This window comes from Pandoraea cepalis (assembly GCF_902459625.1).
GTDB lineage: Bacteria > Pseudomonadota > Gammaproteobacteria > Burkholderiales > Burkholderiaceae > Pandoraea > Pandoraea cepalis.
In genome coordinates this window covers 180,739-201,956 of sequence record NZ_CABPRY010000002.1, presented here as the reverse complement: position 1 = coordinate 201,956, position 21,218 = coordinate 180,739, and the positions used below count along the sequence as shown (strand labels likewise).

Below are 21,218 nucleotides of genomic sequence, written 5' to 3'. Positions count from 1 at the left end.
CGCCTACAATCGGTGTCCGCGCATCGTGACAAGCGTGTGACGTCCCCCAGCACCGGCCTCGCGAGGCCGGTTTTGCTTATCTTGACTTGAGAACGAGTGAGCCGCGCGAGCGCCACATGCCCTATCGCACCATCATTCGCAACATCCTCTGGATGCTGACCGAGCGCGGCGCGCAGATCGCCGGTGGCATTGCCGTTTCCGGGCTTCTGGCACGCAGTCTCGGCGCCGCGCAGTTCGGCCTGTTTCAGTACGCGCAATCGCTCGTGTTCCTCGCCGCGTCCCTCACGCTGTTGTGCGGCAGCGAGGTCGTGGTGCCGCGACTGGTCGGCAAGACCGAGGCAGAGCAACGCACGGTCATCGCCCATGCTTTCGTGCTGCGCCTGGCCGCGGCGGCCGTCGCCTACGCGGCGTTGGCCATCTACGTCATCGGGTTTGCCGAGTCCGAGCTGGTCGCCGTTGCCCTCTGGCTCGGCGTGGCGCTCTGGTTCCGCGAGCCTGCCGGCATTGTCATCGCATGGTTGCAGGCGCGCACGTTCAACCGGCCGAGCGTCGCGGCCAACCTCTGCGGTCTCGGCGTCAAACTCGCCCTCGTGGCGCTCCTGTTCGTGACGCACGCGGGCGTTGCCGCGTTCGCGCTCGTCTACGCCGTCGAGGCCGTCGTGGCCGCCGCGCTGCTGGTTCGGTATTACTTCAGGCATTCGCCGAAGACGCCTGTGATCTGGCGGCGCACGCTGCTGGTCGACCTGCTCTCGAGCGGCATGACGTTCTGGGGTGGCCTGATGCTCATGATCCTCTTCAAGCGTATCGACCAGCTTGTGCTCAAGCCGCTCATCCCGCTCGCGGAACTCGGCGCGTATGCCGCCGCCATGCAGATCACGGAAAACTTCGTGCTCGTGGCGCCGATCATCGCGAATTCGCTCGCGCCGCAACTGATCTTTCAGACGTTTGACAATGCGACCGCGAGACGCAATACCGTGCGGGCGGTGTGGCTGATGGTCGCCGCAGGCGCTTGCCTGGCGATGCCGATTGCGCTGCTGGCGCCCTGGATCGTGCACCTGATCTATGGCGCCGGGTTCGCGGAGTCGGCGCAAATTCTTCGCGTCTCGGCGCTCATGGGGATTCTGGTGTTCGCCGACGCCGCCCTGAACCTCACGCTGATTCGTCGCGGCGCCGGACGCTGGGTCATCGCGAAGTGGCTGTGTGCGGCCGTGGTGGCCTTTACGGTCGTGCGCGGCCTGGCCCCGCACTTCGGGGCACTCGCCGGCGCATTTGGCTACGGCGCGGGGTATGCGGCCGCGCTGGTGCTCGGCGTCTGGTTGCTCCGGCGAGACTGATGCGATGACGCTGTCTCATTCTCCGAACAACCTCGTCGGCCGTACCCTCTGCCTGTTCACGGGTACGCTCGCGGCCTTCGCCGGCGCCGAACGCGCGACGGCCACGCTCGCGAACGCGCTTGCGGCGCGCGGGCATCGCGTGCACGTGCTGTCGTTGTGGGGCCATACGCCCGTCTTCCCGTTGGCGCCCGGTGTCGCGCATCACGCGATGTTCGCCGAGCGTTTGGCGTTCAAGCATCACTACGTTTCCATCGTCCGGCAGGTGCGGCGCTATGTGCGCGAGCACGCCATCGATGTGCTGATCGACGTCGATCCGATGCTCGCGCTCTACACCGTGCCCGCCACGATCGGACTACCGCTGCAACGCATCGCCTGGGAGCACAGCACCTACGCCAGCGACCTCGGCCGACGCGCCCGCCGATGGGCGCGTGCGCTGGCGGCACGTCGGTACGACGCCGTGGTCGTGCTCACCGACGCCGACCGCGACGCGTGGCGAACGCATCATCCCCACGCTCGAGCGCAGTTCGTCACGCTACCCAATCCGCTGGGCCTTGCGATCCCTGACGAGCCTCCCGAGCCCAGCAGCGAAGGCGGCATTCTCGCCGTCGGGCGCCTGGTTCCGGAGAAGGGCTTCGACCGCCTGATCGACGCTTGGGCGCGTATTGCCCGCGACGCCCCTGGCTGGCAGGTGCGTATCGTGGGCGATGGCCCGCTGCGCGACGCGCTGCTCGCGAACGCGCGCGACACCGGGGTCGGCGACAGCGTGCAGGTGCTGCCCGCCGTGGCCGACATCGCGCAGCACTATGCGCGGGCGGCGATCTACTGTCTCCCGTCGCGACGTGAAAGTTTCGGACTCGTGTTAATTGAAGCCAAGGCGTATGCGGTGCCCATCGTGGCCTACGCTGCCGATGCGGGGCCCCGTGCGCTGTTGCATGACGAGGTCGACAGTCTGATCATCGACGACGGTGATATCGAGGGGTTGGCTGGCGGGCTCAAACGACTGATCGGCGACGCCTCCCTGCGACGCAGACTTGGCCTGGCGGGCTACGCCCATGCGCGGGACTTCGGCGCGGATGCCATCGCGGCGCGTTGGGAAGCGCTATGGGCCGAGGGGGTTTCGACACCGGGGAGCGCGCGATGAAGATTCTCCTGTTCGTCACCGGTCTGCAATTGGGGGGAGCGGAGACGCAGGTGGCCGATCTCGCCCGGGGTTTCCTCGCGCGCGGGCATGATGTCGCACTCATCTCGCTCACGGGCACCTGTGCGATCGCCTTGCCGGAATCGCCGCGGCTCACGCTCATTGAATTGAAGGCGGGCAAGATGCCGTGGTCCCTCGCGTGTGCGTTGCGAAGCCTCGTCACGCACGTGCGCGCGTGGCGGCCCGACGTCGTGCACGCCCACATGGTGCATGCCAATCTGCTGGCTCGCGTGGCGCGGTGGTTTGCCCCGGTGCCGGTGCTGGTGACAAGCGCGCACAGCCGCAATGAAGGCGGACGTCTGCGGATGCTGGCCTATCGGCTGACGGATCGGTGGACGGATTTGACGACGAACGTCAGCGATGACGCGGTGGCCGCCTTCGTTGCGCAACGCGCCGCGCCGGCGGAACGTATCGTGAGCGTGCCCAACGGCATCGACACGGATCGCTACCGTCCCGACGAGCAAGTTCGGTCGCAGTGGCGCGCGGCCATGCCCACGTTGCCCTCGACGGCGACGCCCATCGTCTTCGCGGCGGGCCGGATGGTTGAAGCGAAGGACTATCCGACGCTGATCGACGCGTTCTCGCACGTGCTCCTGGCGGTGCCCGAAGCACGCCTCGCGATCGCCGGAGACGGGCCGTTGCGCGGTGCCATGCAGGCGCTCGTGGACGCACGCGGGCTGGCCCATGCGATTACGCTGCTCGGGCGTAGCAACGACATCGCGCAATGGATGTGTGCTGTGGACGTCTATGCAATGTCGTCCGCCTGGGAAGGATTGCCGCTCGTGATTGGCGAGGCGATGGCCAGCGGCTTGCCCGTGGTGTCGACTGACTGCGGAGGGGTGCGTGAACTGCTGGGCACCGTCTCGGGCAACACGCTCGTGCCGGTGGGCAATGCGCAGGCGCTCGGCGACGCCCTGATTCGCCATCTGCGCGCCGACGCGAGCGCGCGTCACGCGACCGGCGTCGCCAATCGCGAGCGCATCATCACCCATTACTCTCTCGATGCAGTCGTGACGCGCTGGATCGCGGTCTATTCGCGTCTGCGCGAAACGCGTCGCAACCGCTCCTGATTACACCACGACCCTGTCAATGACATCGCCTGTCCTGCTCTGCTCCAACACCTTCTGGTCGATCTACAACTTCCGGCGTGGCCCGATAGCCGCGCTGTTGGCGGCGGGCCATTCGGTGCACGTCGCGGCGCCAGACGATGCGTTCGCCACGCAGCTTGCCGAAATGGGCTGCGTCGTCCATCGCGTCCCGATGGCCGCCAAGGGACAAAATCCGCTGCAGGATCTCGGACTGATGTGGCGACTCTTTCGTCTTTACCGACAAGTTCGTCCGGCGGTGATCTTCCACTACACGATCAAACCAAACATCTACGGATCCATCGCCGCACGCCTTGCCCGCATTCCGTGCGTGTCGATGACCACGGGGCTTGGATACGTCTTCATTCGCGAATCGCTGACCACGAGGCTGGCGCGACAGCTCTACCGCGTCGCGTTTCGCCATACGCTCGAGAATTGGTTTCTCAACGCCGAAGACCATCGCGCGTTTGTCGAAGGCGGGCTTGTTGCGATCGACAAGACCCGGTTGCTGCCGGGAGAGGGTGTCGATCTCGCCCACTTCGCCAAGGCGCCGTGGCCGACATCGAACGCGCCCGCCGACGCTCCGCCCGAACCAATGCGCTTTCTCCTCATCGCCCGTCTGCTTCGCGACAAGGGCGTGTTGGAGTATGTGGAGGCCGCGCGCGCTCTACGCGCCGAGATGCCGCACCTGACCTTTCAAATGCTCGGCGCGACCGATGTCGAGAATCCCACGGCCGTCACACGCAGCGAGGTCGACGCTTGGCAGCGCGAAGGCGTCGTCGAGTATCTCGGCACGACCCGCGACGTCCGGCCCATTATTGCGAATGCGCATTGCGTGGTACTGCCGTCGTACCGCGAGGGCCTCTCGCGCACCTTACTCGAAGCCAGCGCGATGGGGCGACCACTCATCGCGAGCGACGTGCCGGGTTGCCGCGACGTGATCGACGATGGAGCGACCGGCCGGCTCGTGCGCGCACGCGACGCCGCCGCACTGACCGCCTGCCTGCGCGACATGGCCCAATTACCCGCGAGCCAGCTCGTCCGGATGGGCGATGCCGGGCGTGCTAAAGTAGCGCGCGAATTCGACGAACATGTCGTCATTGCAGAGTATTTTCGGATTCTCGGATCCCTCCCCGCATCATGCTGAGTCTCGCCATCGCCCTGCTCGTGTCGTTCATCGCGACGCTCTTGATCGTCCGCTATGCGCACGTTCACGCCCGTTTCTCCGGCGATAGCGATGTTGCCGGCGTGCAGAAGTTTCACGTGCGTCCGGTGCCGCGCATCGGTGGCGTCGGCATTCTGGCGGGCCTGATCGTGGCCGCCACGGCGCTCGGTTTCTCGTATCCCGTCGTCTCGCGCAATATCCTCCTGCTCGTCGCCTGCGGCCTGCCCGCATTCTTCTCCGGCTTCGTCGAAGACCTGACCAAGAAAGTGACGCCGACGGTGCGTCTCATCTGCACGATGTTCGCCGCGCTGCTGGCGTGGCTTCTGCTCGACATTCATATCACGCGCATCGACATCGGCTTGGCCGACCACGCGCTGATGCTCGCCGCCGTGTCGGTGCCACTCACCGTGCTCTGCGTGGCCGGCATGGCCAATGCCGTCAACATCATCGACGGGTTCAACGGGCTCGCCGCGATGGTCGCGATGATCATGTTCGCCTCGCTCGGCTATGTCGGGTTTCAGGTACAAGACCCCGTTGTGCTCACTACTTCAATGATCATGGTGGGCGCGATCCTCGGATTCTTCATCTTCAATTTTCCCGGCGGACTGATCTTTCTCGGCGATGGCGGCGCGTATTTCATCGGCTTCATGCTGGCCGAAATTGCCGTGTTGCTGGTCATGCGCAACCCGCAGGTGTCGCCGTGGTACCCGGCACTGATGGTGATTTACCCCGCCTTCGAGGTCTGTTTCTCAATCTATCGCAAACGCTTCGTACGCGGCATGTCGCCCGGCATTCCCGATGGCGTGCACCTGCACATGCTCGTCTACAAGCGGCTGATGCGTTGGGCCGTCGGCGCCCGCACGGCAAGCGCGCTGACGCAACGCAACTCCTTGACGTCACCGTACCTCTGGCTGCTATGCTTGCTGGCAGTGATCCCGGCGACGGTGTTCTGGCGACACAGTCTGGTGCTCGCGCTGTGCTGCGTCGCCTTCATGGTGACGTATGTCTGGCTGTATCTGCGCATCGTTCGCTTCAAAGCACCCCGCTGGCTCATTTTCAAAAAATGAACGTCCCAAGGGCAACGCATCGCAGGCGCGAAGCCGCGGCACCCGCCATCCCCATGATCGGGACAACTAGACAGACGAGACAGCGCCACCTCCGCCATGCGTGACATCTATGCTATCGGCGACCTGCAGGGTTGCCAGACGTCGTTTGAACAACTGCTCGCGCACCTGCCTCAGGACGCGGATCTCTGGCTGGCAGGCGACCTCGTCAATCGCGGGCCGCGCTCGCTCGATACGTTACGCCAGGTCATCGCGCTGGGCGATCGCGTCACGGCCGTGCTCGGCAATCACGATCTTCATCTGCTGGCCGTGGCGGCCGGTGTGCGCCAGACCCACGGCAGCGACACCCTCGATGACATTCTCAAGGCCCCCGACCGCGATGCCCTCATCGACTGGGTACGCCATCGACCGCTCGCGCATTTCGCACAGGGCCATCTGATGGTGCATGCCGGCGTCCTCCCCCAATGGGACGCCGCGCAGGTCATCACGCTCGCTTGCGACGTGGAGCGGCAGTTGCGTGGCCCGGACTGGAGAACGTTCCTGTCGCGCATGTTCGGCAATCAGCCCGATCGGTGGCACGACGATCTGAGCGACGAAGACCGTCAACGTCTCACGATCAACGCCCTCACGCGCATGCGCTTTTGCACAGCGGACGGGCGCATCGACTTCAAGATCAAGGAAGGGGCCAACGCGGCCACGGATGAGTTGAAGCCCTGGTTCGACGCGCCGAACCGTCGCACGGCCAACGTCACGGTGGCGTTCGGTCACTGGTCCGCGCTCGGACTGCTCATGCGCGACAATCTGCTTGGACTCGATACCGGCTGTGTCTGGGGCGGGCAATTGACGGCGGTGAAGCTGGCTGGCTCGCCCGCCGCGCGCGAGCTGATACAGGTCGACTGCCCGCAGATTCGAGATCCGCTGGCATTTGCGGATGACAAGGCGCGCGACAAGATAAACAAGACCGGCAAGTCGGAAGCTGCGCCCAAGGCCGCGAAAGCCGAGAAGCCCAGTCGGCCCGCCGCAAGCAAGGTCGGAAAGGTCGAGAAGACCGGGAAATCAGAGAAAGCGGAAAAAATCGAGAAGCGCGCACGCGCCGAAAAAAGAGCGAAGCGCAAAGGCAATTGATCGCGCGCAGGCTTGGACTCGTGGTCTGTCTCGTGACCGGTCCCTTTGGCTTGCCTCTTTGGAGTGCCTCCGCGATCCGCACCTGTGGCCTACCTCCGACATCTGCACGTATGGCCTGCCTCTGTGACGTATGCGGCGCAAAGGCCATCACCCCAAGCAACAAAAACGGCGCCCGATGGGCGCCGTTTTCGTCTGCGCTACTGCACTATCGCGACACGCGTCAGACCTGAACGGCTCGCACCGTATCGTCGTCTTCATCACCCAATGCCGAGTCACGCGAGCCGACCGAGCCGCTCTGCGGCAACACTGCCTCGGGCAGAAACCCCTGCAAGGCATCGCCAACCGCCCGCTGCGCGCCGAGCGCAAACTCGCGACGGTGCTGACCGTCTTGCGGATGCTGCGGTTCGCCCACCGACAAGCGCACCGTCATGGGCGGCGCGCGCAGAATCATGTCGATGGACTCGATCAGACTCGTTTCGCCGATATACGCCGGCGCCATCGTATGGCGCCCGCTCTCGGCATCGGAATAGAACAGACACAGCGGCTGCACCGGCCTGGACGTAGCCACCGGAGCCTGCAGCAGATTGGCGTGGAACGGCAACAAGCTTCGACCGTCCGTGGTCGTGCCTTCGGGGAAAACCGTGATGATGTCCCCATCGCGCAGGCAATCGGACAGGTAATGCATGATGCGGCGCGCGTCGGCACGGCGCTCACGTTGCAGGAAGATGGTGCGCGTCTGCACGCACAGCCAGCCGACCAACGGCCAGTGGCGAATCTCGGCCTTGGCGACAAACCGCACCGGCTGCCACGCATTGATCGCGAAGATGTCGATCCACGACACGTGGTTGCACAGCAGCATCACGCCGCTGTCGGGCAACGGCGCACGCTGCTCGACTTCGAGACGCATGCCGCACAGCTTCAGCAGCTTTTGCGACCATGCGCGAATGCGACGATGCTTCGCCGCTTCCGACAGGAACGGGAAAAACAGCAGCGCGGTCAGCAGACCGCGTGTGAGGTGCAAGCCAAGACGAATTTTTTTGATTAGCAGCACGACAATCGCATCCTAGACGGCGAGGGTTTCGTGCGCCACGTGGCCACCCACCAGCGTGAGACCTACACGCCCCGGCACTTCGTAACCCAGAAACGGGGTGTTGTGGCCGGCACTGCGCATCTGCTGCGCGGCCACCGTCCAGTGTGTCGACGGCGCAAAGACACATAGATCTGCCGGTTGTCCCGGCGCAAGCCGGCCCGCGCCCGGGGCCACCGTCGCGAGCCGCTGTCCCGGCCCGTACGTCACCCGCGCCAGCGCATCGACCAGCGGCACGCGCGACTCGTCGGCCCACTTCAACACCAGCGACAGCAGCAACTCCACGCCGCTCGCGCCCGGCTCAGCTTCGGCAAACGGGACGAGACGTGCGTCGGCCGCCAGCGGCGTGTGGTCCGAGCAGATGGCATCGACCGTGCCGTCGCGCGCGGCGTCGCGGATGGCCTCTCGGTCACGTTGCCCTCGCAGTGGCGGATCGAGTCGGTACTGGGCATCAAAATAGCCGATGTCCATATCGCTCAGGTGGAGATGATGCGCGGCGACGTCGCACGTCACCGGCAACCCTTCGGCCTTGGCCGAGCGCACGAGCGCCAGCCCCGCCGCAGACGACAGACGGCACAGATGCACACGCGTGCCGGTCACGCGTACAAGTTCCAAAATGGTGTGCAGCGCGATGGTCTCGGCCGCCACCGGAATGCCCGCCAGTCCGAGACGGGAGGCAACGGCACCGCTGGCCGCCACGCCCCCGGCCGCCAGCGCGGCGTCCTGCGGGCGCAACCAGACAGTCAGCCCAAACGTGCCCGCGTACTGCATCGCGCGCAACAAGGTGCGGTTGTCAGTGATCGACGCGTTGGCCTGCGACAGTCCGATGCAGCCCGCTCGCGCCAACTGCGCCATTTCCGTGAGTTCTCGGCCGGCAAGTCCCACCGTCAAGGCGCCCAGCGGATGCACCTGCGCATGGTGCGCGGCACGGGCGCGCAACTGCAGCATTTCGACGAGATCCGGCGCGTCGAGCACAGGGTCGGTATCGGGCGGGCAAACGACGCGCGTGACCCCACCCGCAAGCGCCGCCGCAGCTTCGCTGGCCGCCGTCATGCGACGTGCCGCCAAGTCGACCAGCCCGGGCATGACCGCCAGCCCCGTCACGTCGACGGTTCGGTCAGCGACGAAGTCGGCCGGCGGCGCGCCCAGCGCGGCAATGCTGCCCGCCGCGATGAAGACGTCCTGGACACGATCCGTTCGGGTCGAGGGATCGATGACGCGGCCGCCCTTCAGATGCAGTTTCATGGCGCCCTCACCCGTGAGTCGCGGCAACGATACTCATCGCCGCCATGCGCACGGCAATGCCGAACGACACTTGTTCGAGAATGACCGACTGCGGACCGTCCGCAACCGCCGAATCGATTTCCACACCCCGGTTCATCGGTCCGGGGTGCATGACGATGGCATCGGATTTGGCCAAAGCGAGACGCGCTGGCGTCAGGCCGTAATATTTGAAATACTCGGCCGCCGACGGCAGCAACGCGCCGCTCATTCGCTCGTTTTGCAACCGCAGCATGATGATGACGTCGACGTCGCGCAGCCCTTCATCCATGTCGTGGAATACGCGCACGCCGAGTTGTTCGAGGCCCTCGGGCAACAGCGTGCGCGGCCCGATGGCGCGCACTTCCGGCACGCCCAGCGTGGTGAGCGCGTGAATGTCGGAGCGCGCCACGCGCGAGTGCAAAATGTCACCGACGATCGCTACCGTCAGATTCTGAAATTCACCCTTGTGATGACGAATCGTGTACATGTCGAGCAAGCCTTGCGTCGGGTGCGCGTGACGCCCGTCGCCGGCGTTGATGACATGCACGTGCGGCGCACAATGCTCCGCGATCAGATAGGGTGCGCCCGATTGGGCGTGACGCACGACGAACAGATCCGCGTGCATGGCCGACAGGTTGCCGATGGTGTCGAGCAGCGTTTCGCCCTTGCTCGTCGACGACGCGTTGATATTCAGATTCAGCACATCGGCCGACAAACGCGCAGCGGCAATCTCAAACGTCGTGCGCGTACGTGTCGAATTCTCGAAGAAGAGGTTGAAGACCGACTTGCCGCGTAGCAGCGGCACCTTCTTCACGTCGGCATCGTTCACGCCGACGAATTGCGTGGCGGTGTCGAGAATGTGCATCAATACGGCGCGCGGCAGCCCTTCCACCGTCAGCAAATGCTTCAGCTCGCCGTTGCGGTTGAGCTGCGGGTGGCCGCGCCGGCCCAGGATTCCGTTAGCCATGCAGGGGCTCCGCGGCGAGATGGCGTTGCGCGGCGTCGCATTGGCGGCGCGCGGGCGGAATGCCGCTCGGGATATCAGACAGGACCATGCTCGTCGAAATATTGCTGAAGGATGATGCGAGCGGCCTCGGCGTCGAGCGATGTCTTTTGCGAAACCTTGACGCCCGCCTCGGCCAGCGCCGCGGCGGCAGCGACCGATGAGTAACGCTCGTCGACCCACACGACCGGCACGTTGAATCGTCCGTTGAGTTGGTTGCCGAAGCGCTTGGCTTGCTGGGTCATCTCGTGCGGCGTGCCGTCTGGATGGCACGGCAGCCCGACGACGATGAGTTCGGGTTCCCATTCGGCGATGAGCTTACCGGTCTCGGCGAACCGGACTTCACGATTGAGATTGGCCACGACGGTCAATGCGCTGGCCTCGCGCAACATCAGATTGCCGATTGCGACCCCGATTCGGCGCTCGCCGTAATCGAAGGCGAGGACCGTGGCACTGCCAGCCGTCATGCGTGACCCGCGTCGGCGGACAGCATCGACGAGGTAACGCCCAGCAACGCCAACGCAGCATCGAAGCGCTCGGCCGGCGGCACGTCGAACACGATGCCCGGATCCGCTGCGACCGTCAGCCAGCCGTTGCGGCCGATCTCGTCTTCCAGCTGCCCGGCGCCCCAACCCGAATGTCCCAGCGTCAGCAGGAAACGACGCGGTCCCTGACCATTCGCGACGGCTTCGAGCACGTCTTTCGAGGTCGTCATTTCGAGACCGCCCGGCACCGACAGCGAGGAGCTATAGGGCGCGCCGGTCGACTCATGCAGCACGAAGCCGCGCTCGGTCTGCACCGGTCCGCCGAAGAACACCGGCTGATGCGCGAGGGGATCGATTTCCAGCTTGAGATCGAGCCGCTCGAAGAGCGACTGCAGATCGATGTCGGTGGGACGATTGATGACCAGCCCGATCGCCCCTTTTTCGCTGTGCTCACACAGGTACACGACGGTACCGGAAAATGTCGGATCGGCCATGCCCGGCATGGCGATGAGGAATTGATTCGTGAGGTTGATACGGTCGTTCGGCATAGGGCCAAAGTTTATCGGAAGCTGTTTGACGGTCTGCTGCCCGGGTGTTGCCTTGCGCAGCGGGTGCTGCGGGTCAGCAGACGAACTTTTTCCGCATCGTGATACGGCCATCGGCTGCCAACGGCAGCCTTTGCGCCGACTTTATCACGGAACGTCGCGCCCGGTGACGAGCCTCTGTCCGAATACGCTGGCGTCCAGCGCACGCTCGCGCCACATCGCCATTTCCGCGATCAGGTCGGGCCGCGACTCCGGATAAGTATCGGCGGCAAACTGATGCAGCATGCCGCGCAACGCCTTGACCGTCATCGCCAGCGCCGCCGGTCCCCCTGGCTCCGCCGGCGGCGAGGCGGCAAGCCGCTCGCCGGTGGCCGCCACCGCCGCCGCGAGCCGCGCGACCGGTGCCAGCCCGATCCCTGCCGAGTATTGCGCCACCTTCGCGGCCACCGCCGGATCGTTCAGATTGGGCAGCGCCTCGTCCGCCAGGCTCAGGAACGTCTGGCAGACGTCCTGCCGTACCGCCAGCGGCCCAATGCGCAGCCAATCGCGCGAACTGCTTCCCGTGCCTTGCTTCTGACCGATCTGTGCGGCATCGACCAGCGGCTCGGGCAGATGGCCAGGATGTCGCAGTACGCCGAAATCGCTCAGCAACGCGCCCAGCCAGCGATCCGGGGCTTGCGCATGCCACGTGGCGAGCGCCTCGAGCAAATCGTGGCCGGGAATGGCCTCGTTCACGCCCTTTGCGCCGATACCCACCGTGGCGGACGAAGGCGTTGTGGCGGGGGCCCCGACGTCCGGGACAACCGCACGCGTCAGTTGCTTGCGTAACGCCATATTCATCCGGCCAATCTGGCGCTTGTCGGCCAGACTCAACGGCGCACGGGCCAATCGCAGCCATGCGGCCGCCAGACGCCAGTAGTCGAGCGGCGCCGTACCCCCCGCACGGTGGAGATCGGCCGCCAGATCAGCCAGTTCACCGAGGGCCGCCGTGGTGTCGGTGGCCTGCGCGTCGGGACGCAGCAGTCGCAACAGCACGCGCTCGACGTCCGCTCGCAACGGTGCCGTGCCCGCTGGCAGACCGTCCAGGCGTGGGTGCGCGGCCGGCCAGCCTGCCATACGAAGCTCACCCAGCGACGGCGCGCCTGGCCAGCTCTCGGAAGCGCGAAGTGCATCATCGGCCGCCGCAGGAGATGAACCTGGTGCCGTCCCCGCCTGCCAGATGTCGCGCTCGAACTGACGCAGGGCATTACGCTGGGTGTCCTGGCTGGCCGGCTGCCCATAGGCCGCTTCGGCGATTGCCTGCACAAGGCGCTCGCCGTGCAGCGCCCAATCGGCGTGGCCGCTCGACTGGAGCAGCCGGTTGGCCCGTCGCAGCGGGCCGAGCGAGGCCGCCGGACCGTTCGACCAGGCGTCGGACGCCTCGGTCAGCGCGTCTGCCACTTCGGGCAAACGCCACAAGGGCGTGTCGCGAGTTTCGCGCGCGGACGTTTCGGGCGTGTTGATGGTGGTGTCGGAAGGCGTTTGCGGCGTCACCATAGGCCATCTCCTGGCCATGCGGCCGGTCTTCGTGAATTCGGGCGGGAAGTCCGCGGCGTGATCGTCCCGGCCGAAGGCCGGGCAGATCGTCGAGCGCCATGCCGTAACGACGGCGAAACGGCGATCGGGTACATCAGAGGCATCGAAGGCACCCGATGCTTCGGAGCGCGCGACAAACGCGACAAACGCGACAAACGCGGCGGACGCGCAAGGACCTTGAGGAACAGGCGGCGGCTGGGCCGCCCGTCCTCAGATCTGCACCATCTCGAAATCTTCCTTGCGCGCGCCGCACTCGGGGCAGGTCCAATTGATGGGCACGTCTTCCCAGCGCGTGCCGGGCGCAATGCCCTCATCGGGCAAACCTGCCTCTTCGTCGTAAATCCAACCGCAAATGAGGCACATCCAGCTCTTGTATTCCATGCTTTCTTCAGCGACGAGCGTTCCGTTACAATGGCTTTGTCAACCGCTTCGGGCCCCGCAGACAAAAATGTCGTACGGTGGAGTGGGAACCAGCCGGTGCATTCGTTCGCCGGCGGGCGATGCCCACGACGCTTTCCAGCGCTCCGAAACGGGCATTTAAGGCGTGATGGTACCAACGAACCCAAGGCGTGACCAGATCGCCGTCTATCCTGCCTCCATGCACACTGAATCCCCTCCCATTCTCCTGACCTTCGGACTCTCCGACCCGACTTCGGCAACTGGCGTCCAGGCTGACCTGCTCACGTTCGCGAGCATGGGCGGCTACGGCGTGTCGGTACTCACCGGCTATTCCTCCCAGGACTCGCGCACATGCAACGACGTACAGCCGGTCGACCCGGACTGGGTCGTCGATCAGGCCCGCATGCTGCTCGAAGACATGCCGGTCGCCGCCTTCAAGGTCGGAAGCGCTGTCAATGCGGAGAACGTCGCGGCCATTGCCGAGATCGTGGCCGATTACGACGAGACGCCGCTTGTGGTGGCGCCCGACTTCGGTCTGGCCGGCGAGCATCTGCTCTCGGCCGACGAGTTGCGCGAGGCCACGGCCAGTCTGCTCGTGCCGCAGGCCAGCGTGCTCGTGGTGAGCCCGGCCAATGCCATCGCGCTGGCACAGACCGTCACGGAGAACGAAAACCTTTCTCTCGACGACGCGGTTGCCATCCTGCTGGAAAACGGCTGCGAGTTTATCCTGGTGAGCGACAACAACGCACCGCAGTTCACGCATACGCTCTACACCGAGGGTGGCGTCGTGCGCGAGGACGCCTGGGACCGGCCGCCGCACAACGTCGCCGGCGCCATCGACACGTTGGCGGCCGCCGTCACCGCGATGCTCGCCAACGGCCTCGCCGTGCCAGAAGCCGTCAGTGAAGCGCAAGAATATCTGCAGCAGGTCCTGGAGAACGCATTCCGCCCGGGCATGGGGCGCCATTTCCCCGACCGTTTCTTCTGGGCGCGCAGCGAAGAGACCGATCAAGACGACGAAGGCGATACCCCCAAGGCTTGAGCCGTTGTTGGACGGCGCCGCAAAACACAACGCCCGTGAAATTCACGGGCGTTGTGCTTCATGGCAGGGTCGCCACTGACCTTATGACATCGATGACGTCTTCTCTCGCGGCGCGGCGCTCGCGCCCTCGTCGGCCTCGCCCTTCGGCCGCCCCCACGCCTCGATGACCCGTTTGACGAACGGCTTCAGCGTATCGCCCTGCTCACGCAACATCCGGACGAGCGCAGCGTACTGCCCATCGAAAATCGCCGAGTTGTAATTCTTCAGGCGCTGAATGTCTTCGAGCGCTTCGTCGTCACGCCCTGCGAGGGCGAGCAGCACGATATAACGCTTGATCATGGTCGGCCCGGCACCCAGCGCCAGCGCTTCACGATGCGCCGCCAGCTTTTCGTCGAGCTGATCGCGATTCAGGAACAACGCCCCCGTGACCGCGTAGTCGCCATACGGGGTAAAGAAGAGCGCCGGATCCGTGCGATAGGCCTCGATCTTGCCGGCGCGATAGGCCACTTCGACGCGTTGGTAGTCGTGGTAAAGCCAAGGAATCGCCACGCATGCAAACAGCACGATCACGCCATTGATGGCGCCGACGGCGGTGGGTGACACGCTATCGATCGCCTTTGTCTCGCACAAACCGAGCAGGAACAGCGCGGGCAAGAGGAAGAATGCGTAGTGCTGCGGATACTCCAGCATGGCGTGCACCGCCAGCATGCCCAGCAGAACGAAGGCGAGCGCGACAGACGCCGCCTTGATGCCGCGCACCGCGCGCGCGAACCAGAACGCCAGCGGCGCCAATACCGCCAACGCACCGACGATACCGGTCTTCGCGAGCAGATCAAGCAGCACGTTATGGGCGTTGTCGGCCATCTCAACGGGGCCGAGCTTGTCGACCAACGCAAACTGCGCGTCGATGTAGTTCGACCAGCCCGCGCCGAACCACCAATGCTCGCGGAAGATCGCCAGACCGTACTCCCACAGGTTCAATCGTCCCGTCACTTGACCGGCCTGCTGCATGCGAGCCACGGCGCTGCCGTCGAGCTGCAACCCCCAGGCAACATTCGCCCATCCGACGAACATCGTCATCAGCGCGAGCAACGGAAGGATGGCAACGGGCACGAACCAGCGCGTCGACCGGCGCATGTTGCGCGCCGTCTCGGCGCGCGCCACCCATACGAGCCACACCCCGAATGCCGACAACAGCGCCAGTTGCAGCCACGGGGTGCGCGAGCCGGTCAGGCAGATACCGATGTCGAATGCCGCACACACCACAAGCCACAGCCAGGCGGGCAGCTTGCGCTGATACCAGAGATAGAACGCCCCCGCGCTGGCGAGCGACAAATATGTTGCCAGGTGATTCGGCTGATACATATTGCCGAACAGTCGACGCGCGACCTTCACGGAGTACTTGGCCACCAGCCAGGGTACGTCGGCGTCCAGATGAAACGCTTGCAAGACCTGCGCGCCCACGGCATACAGCCCCCCCAGCGTGAGCGCCATCGCACTCCATCGCATGAGCACGTCGCGCCACCCGAGTTGTGCCAGCCAGAACCCGGCATTCGCGGCCACGATCATCGCCACGCCATAGAGCAGCGCAGTCATCATCAGTTGCGGCAGCTCGGTCGGCATCGTGGCACGCTGCACAAGGATGACCGCCACAAAAGCGAGCGGCATCCAGGTGACGCGAGGCATCCGTAGCGCGCGTGCGTCGCGTTGCCACACGGCGATCATCGAGAGCGCACCGAGCAACGCGAACAGCGAGAATGTCAGCGCTTCCGCATAGAAGGTGGAAATCGGATACGTGTGCTTGACGAGGTTATAGGGCAAGGCCCAGATCAGGGCCAGCGTGAGCCCGATCATTGAGAGAAGCAGAGGAGGAAACAAGATCGCCGCCGTGCAATGCACCCGTTGGAAGATGCGCAAGCATAACGAAAAATGGCTGCCCCTGGGGCAGCCATTTCACAGCGGACGTATATGAATTTGCCGTCGACAAATCCGCCATCTCGGCAGGCCACGCGGGGGGCACGTCAAGGTTGCGCCGCCGGTGCGTCAACGCCAGGTCGTCACTAAATCAACGCAAGCGCGACGTTACGCACGCGCCGGGCCCGCGTCGGCCGACGTCGTGCCGATGCTGCATGGATGTCGCGCCGATACGGATCAACGCAATCCGGCCGTCCGAGCGCCGGCCTCAGCCCGACTTGCCGGTGACCGCCGCCGCACGGCACTCGGGCGGCGCCAGCTTGCCCGGCAGCGTCGCGCCATTCGGGGCCCCTTCGCGGCCTTGGGCGTAACACGTCCAGACGATCTGGCCTTCGGGCGCCTTGCCGACCGTCAGCGCCTTCGGCGAGCCATCGGCAGCGGCGCTCGTCGGCACCAGCACAAGGGCGCCGTCGCCTGCACGTTGCGTATAGGCGACCGTCACGTTGCCGGTCACGGCATCGATACTCACCGCATTCACGTTGTCGGTGGCGCTCGGCGCTTGCCAGCCGCTGTTGAACGGCGCGCCGTGCATGGCGTTCTCGCTCACGAGTGCCTTGGCGGACGCCGCAGCCCCCAGCCCTTCGACAACACGTGCACGTACCAGATAACTCTGCAGATACGGAACCCCTGCCATGACCAGCACACCGATGATCGCCAACACGATCATCAACTCGATCAGGGTGAAACCCCGAGACTTGGCAATACCGGAGGTCCGGTGGCCGAAACGACGCATTGTGTAACTCCCTGCGAAAGCAATGAAAACAAAAGGGACATCGGGGGGAAGTGGGCGGAGTATGCCATACCCCCTTCGGCCAGCGCCCTGCCATAGATCAAAATCGGGCGGGGCCGTATGGGTGAGGAGAATCGTCCTATTCAGAGGCGGGACAATTCAGCCGAACAGCACAGTGGCTCCTGGAAAAACCACCGCGGACCGACGATGTCGGTCCCGGGGATGGACCCGATCATTCCGAAGAGGTTGCACGCATTTGACGTGCATCGGCCCGACGCTTGAGCACGCGCCCCACCACCACGACGAGCACTGCGCCGATCGCAGCCGCCACGTAATGCGTATATTCGGCCGCGGCGCCCGGCAGATGCAACCAGTCGCCGATGCCCGGATCCGACGCGATCAGCCCGCCCGCAATCCAGCCGAGCAACGCCGCCCCGGCCATCACGATGAATGGGAACCGGTCCAGCGCCTTGAGCACCAGTTGCGAGCCCCAGACGATCAGCGGAATGCTCACGAGCAGACCGAAGATGACGAGCGGCAACTGATGGTCTTTGGCCGCCCCTTCCGCGGCGCCGGCAATGGCGATGACATTGTCGATACTCATCACCAGGTCCGCAATGATGATGGTCTTGACCGCCGTCCAGAGCTTGTCGGCCGGCTGTACGCTATCGTGAGCCTCATGGTCGGGCACCAGCAGCTTGATCCCGATCCAGAGCAACAACGCGCCGCCCACCGCCTTGAGATAGGGCACTGCGAGCAGCGTCACGGCGAACGCGATCAGGATCACGCGCAGTACGATGGCGCCGATCGTGCCCCATACGACGCCCTGCAAACGTTGTTTGGCCGGCAAGTTGCGGCAGGCGAGTGCGATCACCACGGCATTATCGCCACCCAGCAGGATGTCGATCATGATGATCTGCAGAACCGCAGCCCAGTTCAGCTCGGCAAAAAACGCAAGCATGGCGAGAATATCCTCAGGAACGAATGCAACGATGGACGCGAATGGCTTGTGAAGCGCCATAGCAAAAAAGGGAGCCCGATGTCCCGGGCTCCCTTTTCATGACCTCGCTCGCGCGCGCCAGTTCCGGCGCGCACGAGCCGGTCGTCCGACGGGAATTACAGCACCGACTTGAGCAGACGGCCCATTTCCGACGGGTTCTTGGTCACCTTGATACCGCAGGCGTCCATGATTTCCAGCTTGGCTTCGGCCGTATCGGCACCGCCCGAGATCAGCGCGCCGGCGTGGCCCATGCGCTTGCCCGGGGGCGCCGTCACGCCCGCGATGAAACCGACGACCGGCTTCTTCATGTTGCCCTTGATCCACTCGGCCGCCATGGCTTCGTCCGGGCCACCGATTTCACCGATCATGATCACGGCGTCCGTATCCGGATCGTCGTTGAACATTTGCATGACGTCGATGTGCTTCAGACCATTGATCGGATCGCCACCGATACCGACGGCGGTCGATTGGCCCAGGCCCAGGGCGGTCAGTTGACCCACGGCTTCATACGTCAGGGTACCCGAGCGCGACACCACGCCAATGCGACCCTTCTTGTGGATGTGACCCGGCATGATGCCGATCTTCAGTTCGTCCGGCGTGATCACGCCCGGGCAGTTCGGGCCGAGCAGCAGGGTCTTGCGACCTTCGCGACGCATACGGTCCTTCACTTCGATCATGTCACGAACGGGGATCCCTTCCGTGATACAGATCGCCAGGTCCAGATCGGCTTCGACGGCTTCCCAGATCGCGGCGGCCGCGCCTGCGGGCGGCACGTAGATCACCGACACGGTCGCGCCGGTCTGTGCCTTCGCGTCCTTGACCGAACCGAAAATGGGAATGCCCTCGAAGTCTTCGCCAGCCTTCTTCGGGTTCACGCCGGCGACGAACGCGTTCTTGCCATTCGCGTATTCGCGGCACATGCGGGTATGGAACTGGCCGGTTTTGCCAGTGATACCTTGGGTGATGACCTTTGTATCTTTGTTGATCAGAATCGACATTGCTTGATTTCCTTCATCCGGTTGCCGGGCAGCGTTCGCACACCCCTTTGGGGTCGCGCCGCTGCGGCTTCGACTGTTCTGGTTACTTGCCTGCGGCAGCCGCGACAACCTTCTGGGCAGCTTCTTCCATGCTGTCCGCCGAGATGATCGGCAGACCCGATTCGGCGAGCATCTTCTTGCCCAGGTCTTCGTTCGTGCCCTTCATGCGCACGACCAGCGGCACCTTCAGCGAGACGGCCTTCGAGGCTGCGATCACGCCTTCGGCGATCACGTCGCAACGCATGATGCCACCGAAGATGTTGACCAGAATGGCGGTCAGGTTCGGGTTCTTCAGCATGATCTTGAACGCTTCGGTGACCTTCTCGGTCGTGGCGCCACCGCCCACGTCCAGGAAGTTCGCCGGCTCGCCGCCGAACAGCTTGATGGTGTCCATCGTAGCCATGGCCAGACCGGCACCGTTCACCAGGCAGCCGATGTTACCGTCGAGCGAGATGTAGGCCAGATCGAACTTCGAGGCTTCGACTTCTGCCGGATCTTCTTCGTCCAGATCGCGGTAAGCCACGATTTCCGGGTGACGGAACAGCGCGTTCGAATCGAAGTTGAACTTGGCGTCCAGCGCGGTGACCGTGCCGTTGCTGCTCACGTTCAGCGGGTTGATTTCGGCCAGCGACGCATCGGTTTCCCAGAACGCCTTGTACAGACCTTGCAGGATCGTGCGGGCTTGGGCGATCGAAGCGTCGGGCACGCCGATCTTCTTGGCCAGGTCGTCGGCTTGCGCGTCGGTCAGACCGACGGACGGCTCAACGATGACCTTGTGGATCAGTTCCGGATGCGTTTCGGCGACTTCTTCGATGTCCATGCCGCCTTCGCTCGAACCCATCAGCACAATCTTCTGCGTGATGCGGTCGACCACGAGGCTGACGTAGAGTTCGTTCTTGATGTCGGCGCCGTCTTCGATCAGCAGGCGATTGACCTTTTGACCTTCCGGGCCCGTCTGGTGCGTGATCAATTGCATGCCGAGGATCTGGCCGGCGTATTCGCGCACTTGCTCGATCGACTTGGCAACCTTCACGCCGCCGCCCTTACCGCGACCGCCTGCGTGAATCTGGGCCTTGACCACCCAAACCGGACCGCCGAGTTCTTCGGCTGCCTTCACGGCCTCGTCCACGGAAAACGCCGGAATGCCGCGGGGCACCGCGACTCCGAATTTTCGGAGGATTTCCTTGCCTTGATACTCATGAATCTTCATGCGTGATTCCCTTCTTGCTGAGTTGGAAGTTTGGGTTCGAGCTGGCGAGTCGAGGCACCATCGCGCACCGCTTCGGTTGTGGCGGGCGTCGTGGGCTCGTTCGCTCGATCGTTTGCGCGGCCGTTGAACCAGCGCGGGTAAAACCGGCGCACCGCCTCGCCATCAAACCGCAGGGCGTGACAATGTCCGAGTTGGAAAGGAGGCGCCGAAACATCGGCCTCATGGGCGGCCTTGAGCGCCGTGTCGGGGGTGTGGATCACCTCGCCGGCGAAGGCCTGAATCGCTGCCGTGGGCAGGACACTGCAAAGTTCGGTCAGATGGGTACAGCCCGCCGCGCCGCCGAGGCGCTCGCGCACCGCATGGCGGAACCCGCGTCGCAGGTTAAGTCCGATCAATTGACGATAGTCTGGGCCAATCTGGTCACAAATGCCGGGATAAGGCACCCAGTCGGAGACGGCCTCGGCGTCACGCACCTCGAAACTCTCGTCGATCGTCAGACGCAACCACAGCGAGTGAATCGGCGTGCCCTCCTTTCGAAGGCCCGTTGCCAATGCAAAATCGCGATCCTTGTGATCGGTTAGACAGGCTTCGATGTCCCATAGGCCATCGTCGCGCGAAAACGCTTCGACAGCGATCGCGCGGCGGTGACGCAGGGTACGAGAGGCGGGCTCAGAGAGCGGCATGCGAGAGTGTGCAATGCATGAACGCGGAAAGATCTGAATTCTAGCATAGGCAGCGAGGGCGATTGCCGCAGCGCAACAGAAGCCCGCCGCATAAGGTCGAATTACCCGACCAATGGGTCGGATTATCAAAATTCCGCGGGTGATGGGCGTATGGTGCAACGCCATATCGCGATAACTGTGGCATGACGCGACACGCGAGATACCGCGTCATGTC

The 21,218-nt window shown here is 64.4% G+C and carries 19 protein-coding genes and 1 pseudogene; 7 read left to right on the top strand and 13 right to left on the bottom strand.

The window, feature by feature from the left end; genetic code table 11:
- Positions 1-116 precede the first annotated feature (116 nt).
- The 6 genes from PCE31107_RS05790 to PCE31107_RS05765 all read left to right on the top strand — a co-directional run bounded on the left by PCE31107_RS05790 (position 117) and on the right by PCE31107_RS05765 (position 6,971).
- Positions 117-1,334 (top strand): oligosaccharide flippase family protein, encoded by a 1,218-nt coding sequence (locus tag PCE31107_RS05790; RefSeq protein ID WP_130027022.1) that lies wholly within the window; start codon positions 117-119, stop codon positions 1,332-1,334.
- Between the two features lie 4 nt (positions 1,335-1,338).
- Entirely contained in the window at positions 1,339-2,475 is a 1,137-nt protein-coding gene (locus PCE31107_RS05785; protein ID WP_174966563.1) for a glycosyltransferase family 4 protein, read from the top strand.
- Positions 2,472-3,602, top strand: coding sequence for a glycosyltransferase (locus tag PCE31107_RS05780; RefSeq protein ID WP_174966562.1), 1,131 nt, complete (start codon positions 2,472-2,474; stop codon positions 3,600-3,602). The genes PCE31107_RS05785 and PCE31107_RS05780 overlap by 4 nt, the downstream gene beginning before the upstream one ends.
- 19 nt (positions 3,603-3,621) lie before the next feature.
- Complete coding sequence (locus PCE31107_RS05775; protein ID WP_150607117.1) at positions 3,622-4,764, top strand: glycosyltransferase family 4 protein; 1,143 nt, start codon at positions 3,622-3,624, stop codon at positions 4,762-4,764.
- A complete protein-coding gene (locus tag PCE31107_RS05770) occupies positions 4,758-5,849 on the top strand; it encodes an MraY family glycosyltransferase (protein ID WP_150550587.1) in 1,092 nt (363 codons plus the stop codon). The genes PCE31107_RS05775 and PCE31107_RS05770 overlap by 7 nt, the downstream gene beginning before the upstream one ends.
- Before the next feature lie 96 nt (positions 5,850-5,945).
- On the top strand, positions 5,946-6,971 hold the full coding sequence (locus tag PCE31107_RS05765; RefSeq protein WP_150607115.1) for a symmetrical bis(5'-nucleosyl)-tetraphosphatase: 1,026 nt from the start codon (positions 5,946-5,948) through the stop codon (positions 6,969-6,971).
- Between the two features lie 220 nt (positions 6,972-7,191).
- Here the strand turns inward: PCE31107_RS05765 and PCE31107_RS05760 are convergent, their stop codons facing one another.
- The 7 genes and pseudogenes from PCE31107_RS05760 to PCE31107_RS05730 all read right to left on the bottom strand — a co-directional run bounded on the left by PCE31107_RS05760 (position 7,192) and on the right by PCE31107_RS05730 (position 13,310).
- Entirely contained in the window at positions 7,192-8,022 is an 831-nt protein-coding gene (locus PCE31107_RS05760; protein WP_130027029.1) for a lysophospholipid acyltransferase family protein, read from the bottom strand.
- A gap of 12 nt (positions 8,023-8,034) precedes the next feature.
- Entirely contained in the window at positions 8,035-9,303 is a 1,269-nt protein-coding gene (locus tag PCE31107_RS05755; protein ID WP_150607114.1) for a dihydroorotase, read from the bottom strand.
- Positions 9,304-9,310: 7 nt separating this feature from the next.
- Positions 9,311-10,264, bottom strand: a pseudogene (locus PCE31107_RS05750) (aspartate carbamoyltransferase catalytic subunit); the annotation flags it as partial.
- A 98-nt stretch (positions 10,265-10,362) separates the two neighbouring features.
- Complete coding sequence (gene ruvX / locus PCE31107_RS05745) at positions 10,363-10,791, bottom strand: Holliday junction resolvase RuvX (RefSeq protein WP_130027032.1); 429 nt, start codon at positions 10,789-10,791, stop codon at positions 10,363-10,365.
- Complete coding sequence (locus PCE31107_RS05740; RefSeq protein WP_150607112.1) at positions 10,788-11,357, bottom strand: YqgE/AlgH family protein; 570 nt, start codon at positions 11,355-11,357, stop codon at positions 10,788-10,790. Before PCE31107_RS05740 ends, ruvX begins: the two co-directional genes overlap by 4 nt.
- A 144-nt stretch (positions 11,358-11,501) precedes the next feature.
- Positions 11,502-12,890, bottom strand: a complete 1,389-nt coding sequence (locus PCE31107_RS05735; RefSeq protein WP_150607110.1) for a hypothetical protein — start codon at positions 12,888-12,890, stop codon at positions 11,502-11,504.
- A gap of 249 nt (positions 12,891-13,139) precedes the next feature.
- Positions 13,140-13,310 carry a rubredoxin gene (locus PCE31107_RS05730; RefSeq protein ID WP_006400971.1) on the bottom strand — a complete coding sequence of 57 codons (171 nt, stop codon included), beginning with the start codon at positions 13,308-13,310 and terminating at the stop codon, positions 13,140-13,142.
- A 217-nt stretch (positions 13,311-13,527) separates the two neighbouring features.
- Between PCE31107_RS05730 and thiD the strand changes: the two genes are divergently transcribed.
- Positions 13,528-14,370, top strand: coding sequence for a bifunctional hydroxymethylpyrimidine kinase/phosphomethylpyrimidine kinase (thiD, locus tag PCE31107_RS05725; protein ID WP_150607108.1), 843 nt, complete (start codon positions 13,528-13,530; stop codon positions 14,368-14,370).
- 81 nt (positions 14,371-14,451) lie between these two features.
- Here the strand turns inward: thiD and PCE31107_RS05720 are convergent, their stop codons facing one another.
- The 6 genes from PCE31107_RS05720 to PCE31107_RS05695 all read right to left on the bottom strand — a co-directional run bounded on the left by PCE31107_RS05720 (position 14,452) and on the right by PCE31107_RS05695 (position 21,004).
- Complete coding sequence (locus PCE31107_RS05720; protein WP_150607106.1) at positions 14,452-16,248, bottom strand: PglL family O-oligosaccharyltransferase; 1,797 nt, start codon at positions 16,246-16,248, stop codon at positions 14,452-14,454.
- Positions 16,249-16,552: 304 nt separating this feature from the next.
- On the bottom strand, positions 16,553-17,077 hold the full coding sequence (locus tag PCE31107_RS05715) for a pilin (protein ID WP_130027038.1): 525 nt from the start codon (positions 17,075-17,077) through the stop codon (positions 16,553-16,555).
- A gap of 229 nt (positions 17,078-17,306) precedes the next feature.
- Positions 17,307-18,035, bottom strand: coding sequence for a TerC family protein (locus tag PCE31107_RS05710; protein ID WP_150607104.1), 729 nt, complete (start codon positions 18,033-18,035; stop codon positions 17,307-17,309).
- Between the two features lie 155 nt (positions 18,036-18,190).
- The gene (gene sucD / locus PCE31107_RS05705) at positions 18,191-19,072 is read right to left on the bottom strand and encodes a succinate--CoA ligase subunit alpha (RefSeq protein ID WP_017232938.1); all 882 of its coding nucleotides are present in this window, start codon (positions 19,070-19,072) and stop codon (positions 18,191-18,193) included.
- Positions 19,073-19,154: 82 nt separating this feature from the next.
- Positions 19,155-20,321 carry an ADP-forming succinate--CoA ligase subunit beta gene (gene sucC / locus PCE31107_RS05700; RefSeq protein WP_150550576.1) on the bottom strand — a complete coding sequence of 389 codons (1,167 nt, stop codon included), beginning with the start codon at positions 20,319-20,321 and terminating at the stop codon, positions 19,155-19,157.
- Positions 20,318-21,004, bottom strand: coding sequence for a DUF2889 domain-containing protein (locus PCE31107_RS05695; protein WP_017232936.1), 687 nt, complete (start codon positions 21,002-21,004; stop codon positions 20,318-20,320). The genes sucC and PCE31107_RS05695 overlap by 4 nt, the downstream gene beginning before the upstream one ends.
- Positions 21,005-21,218 lie beyond the last annotated feature (214 nt).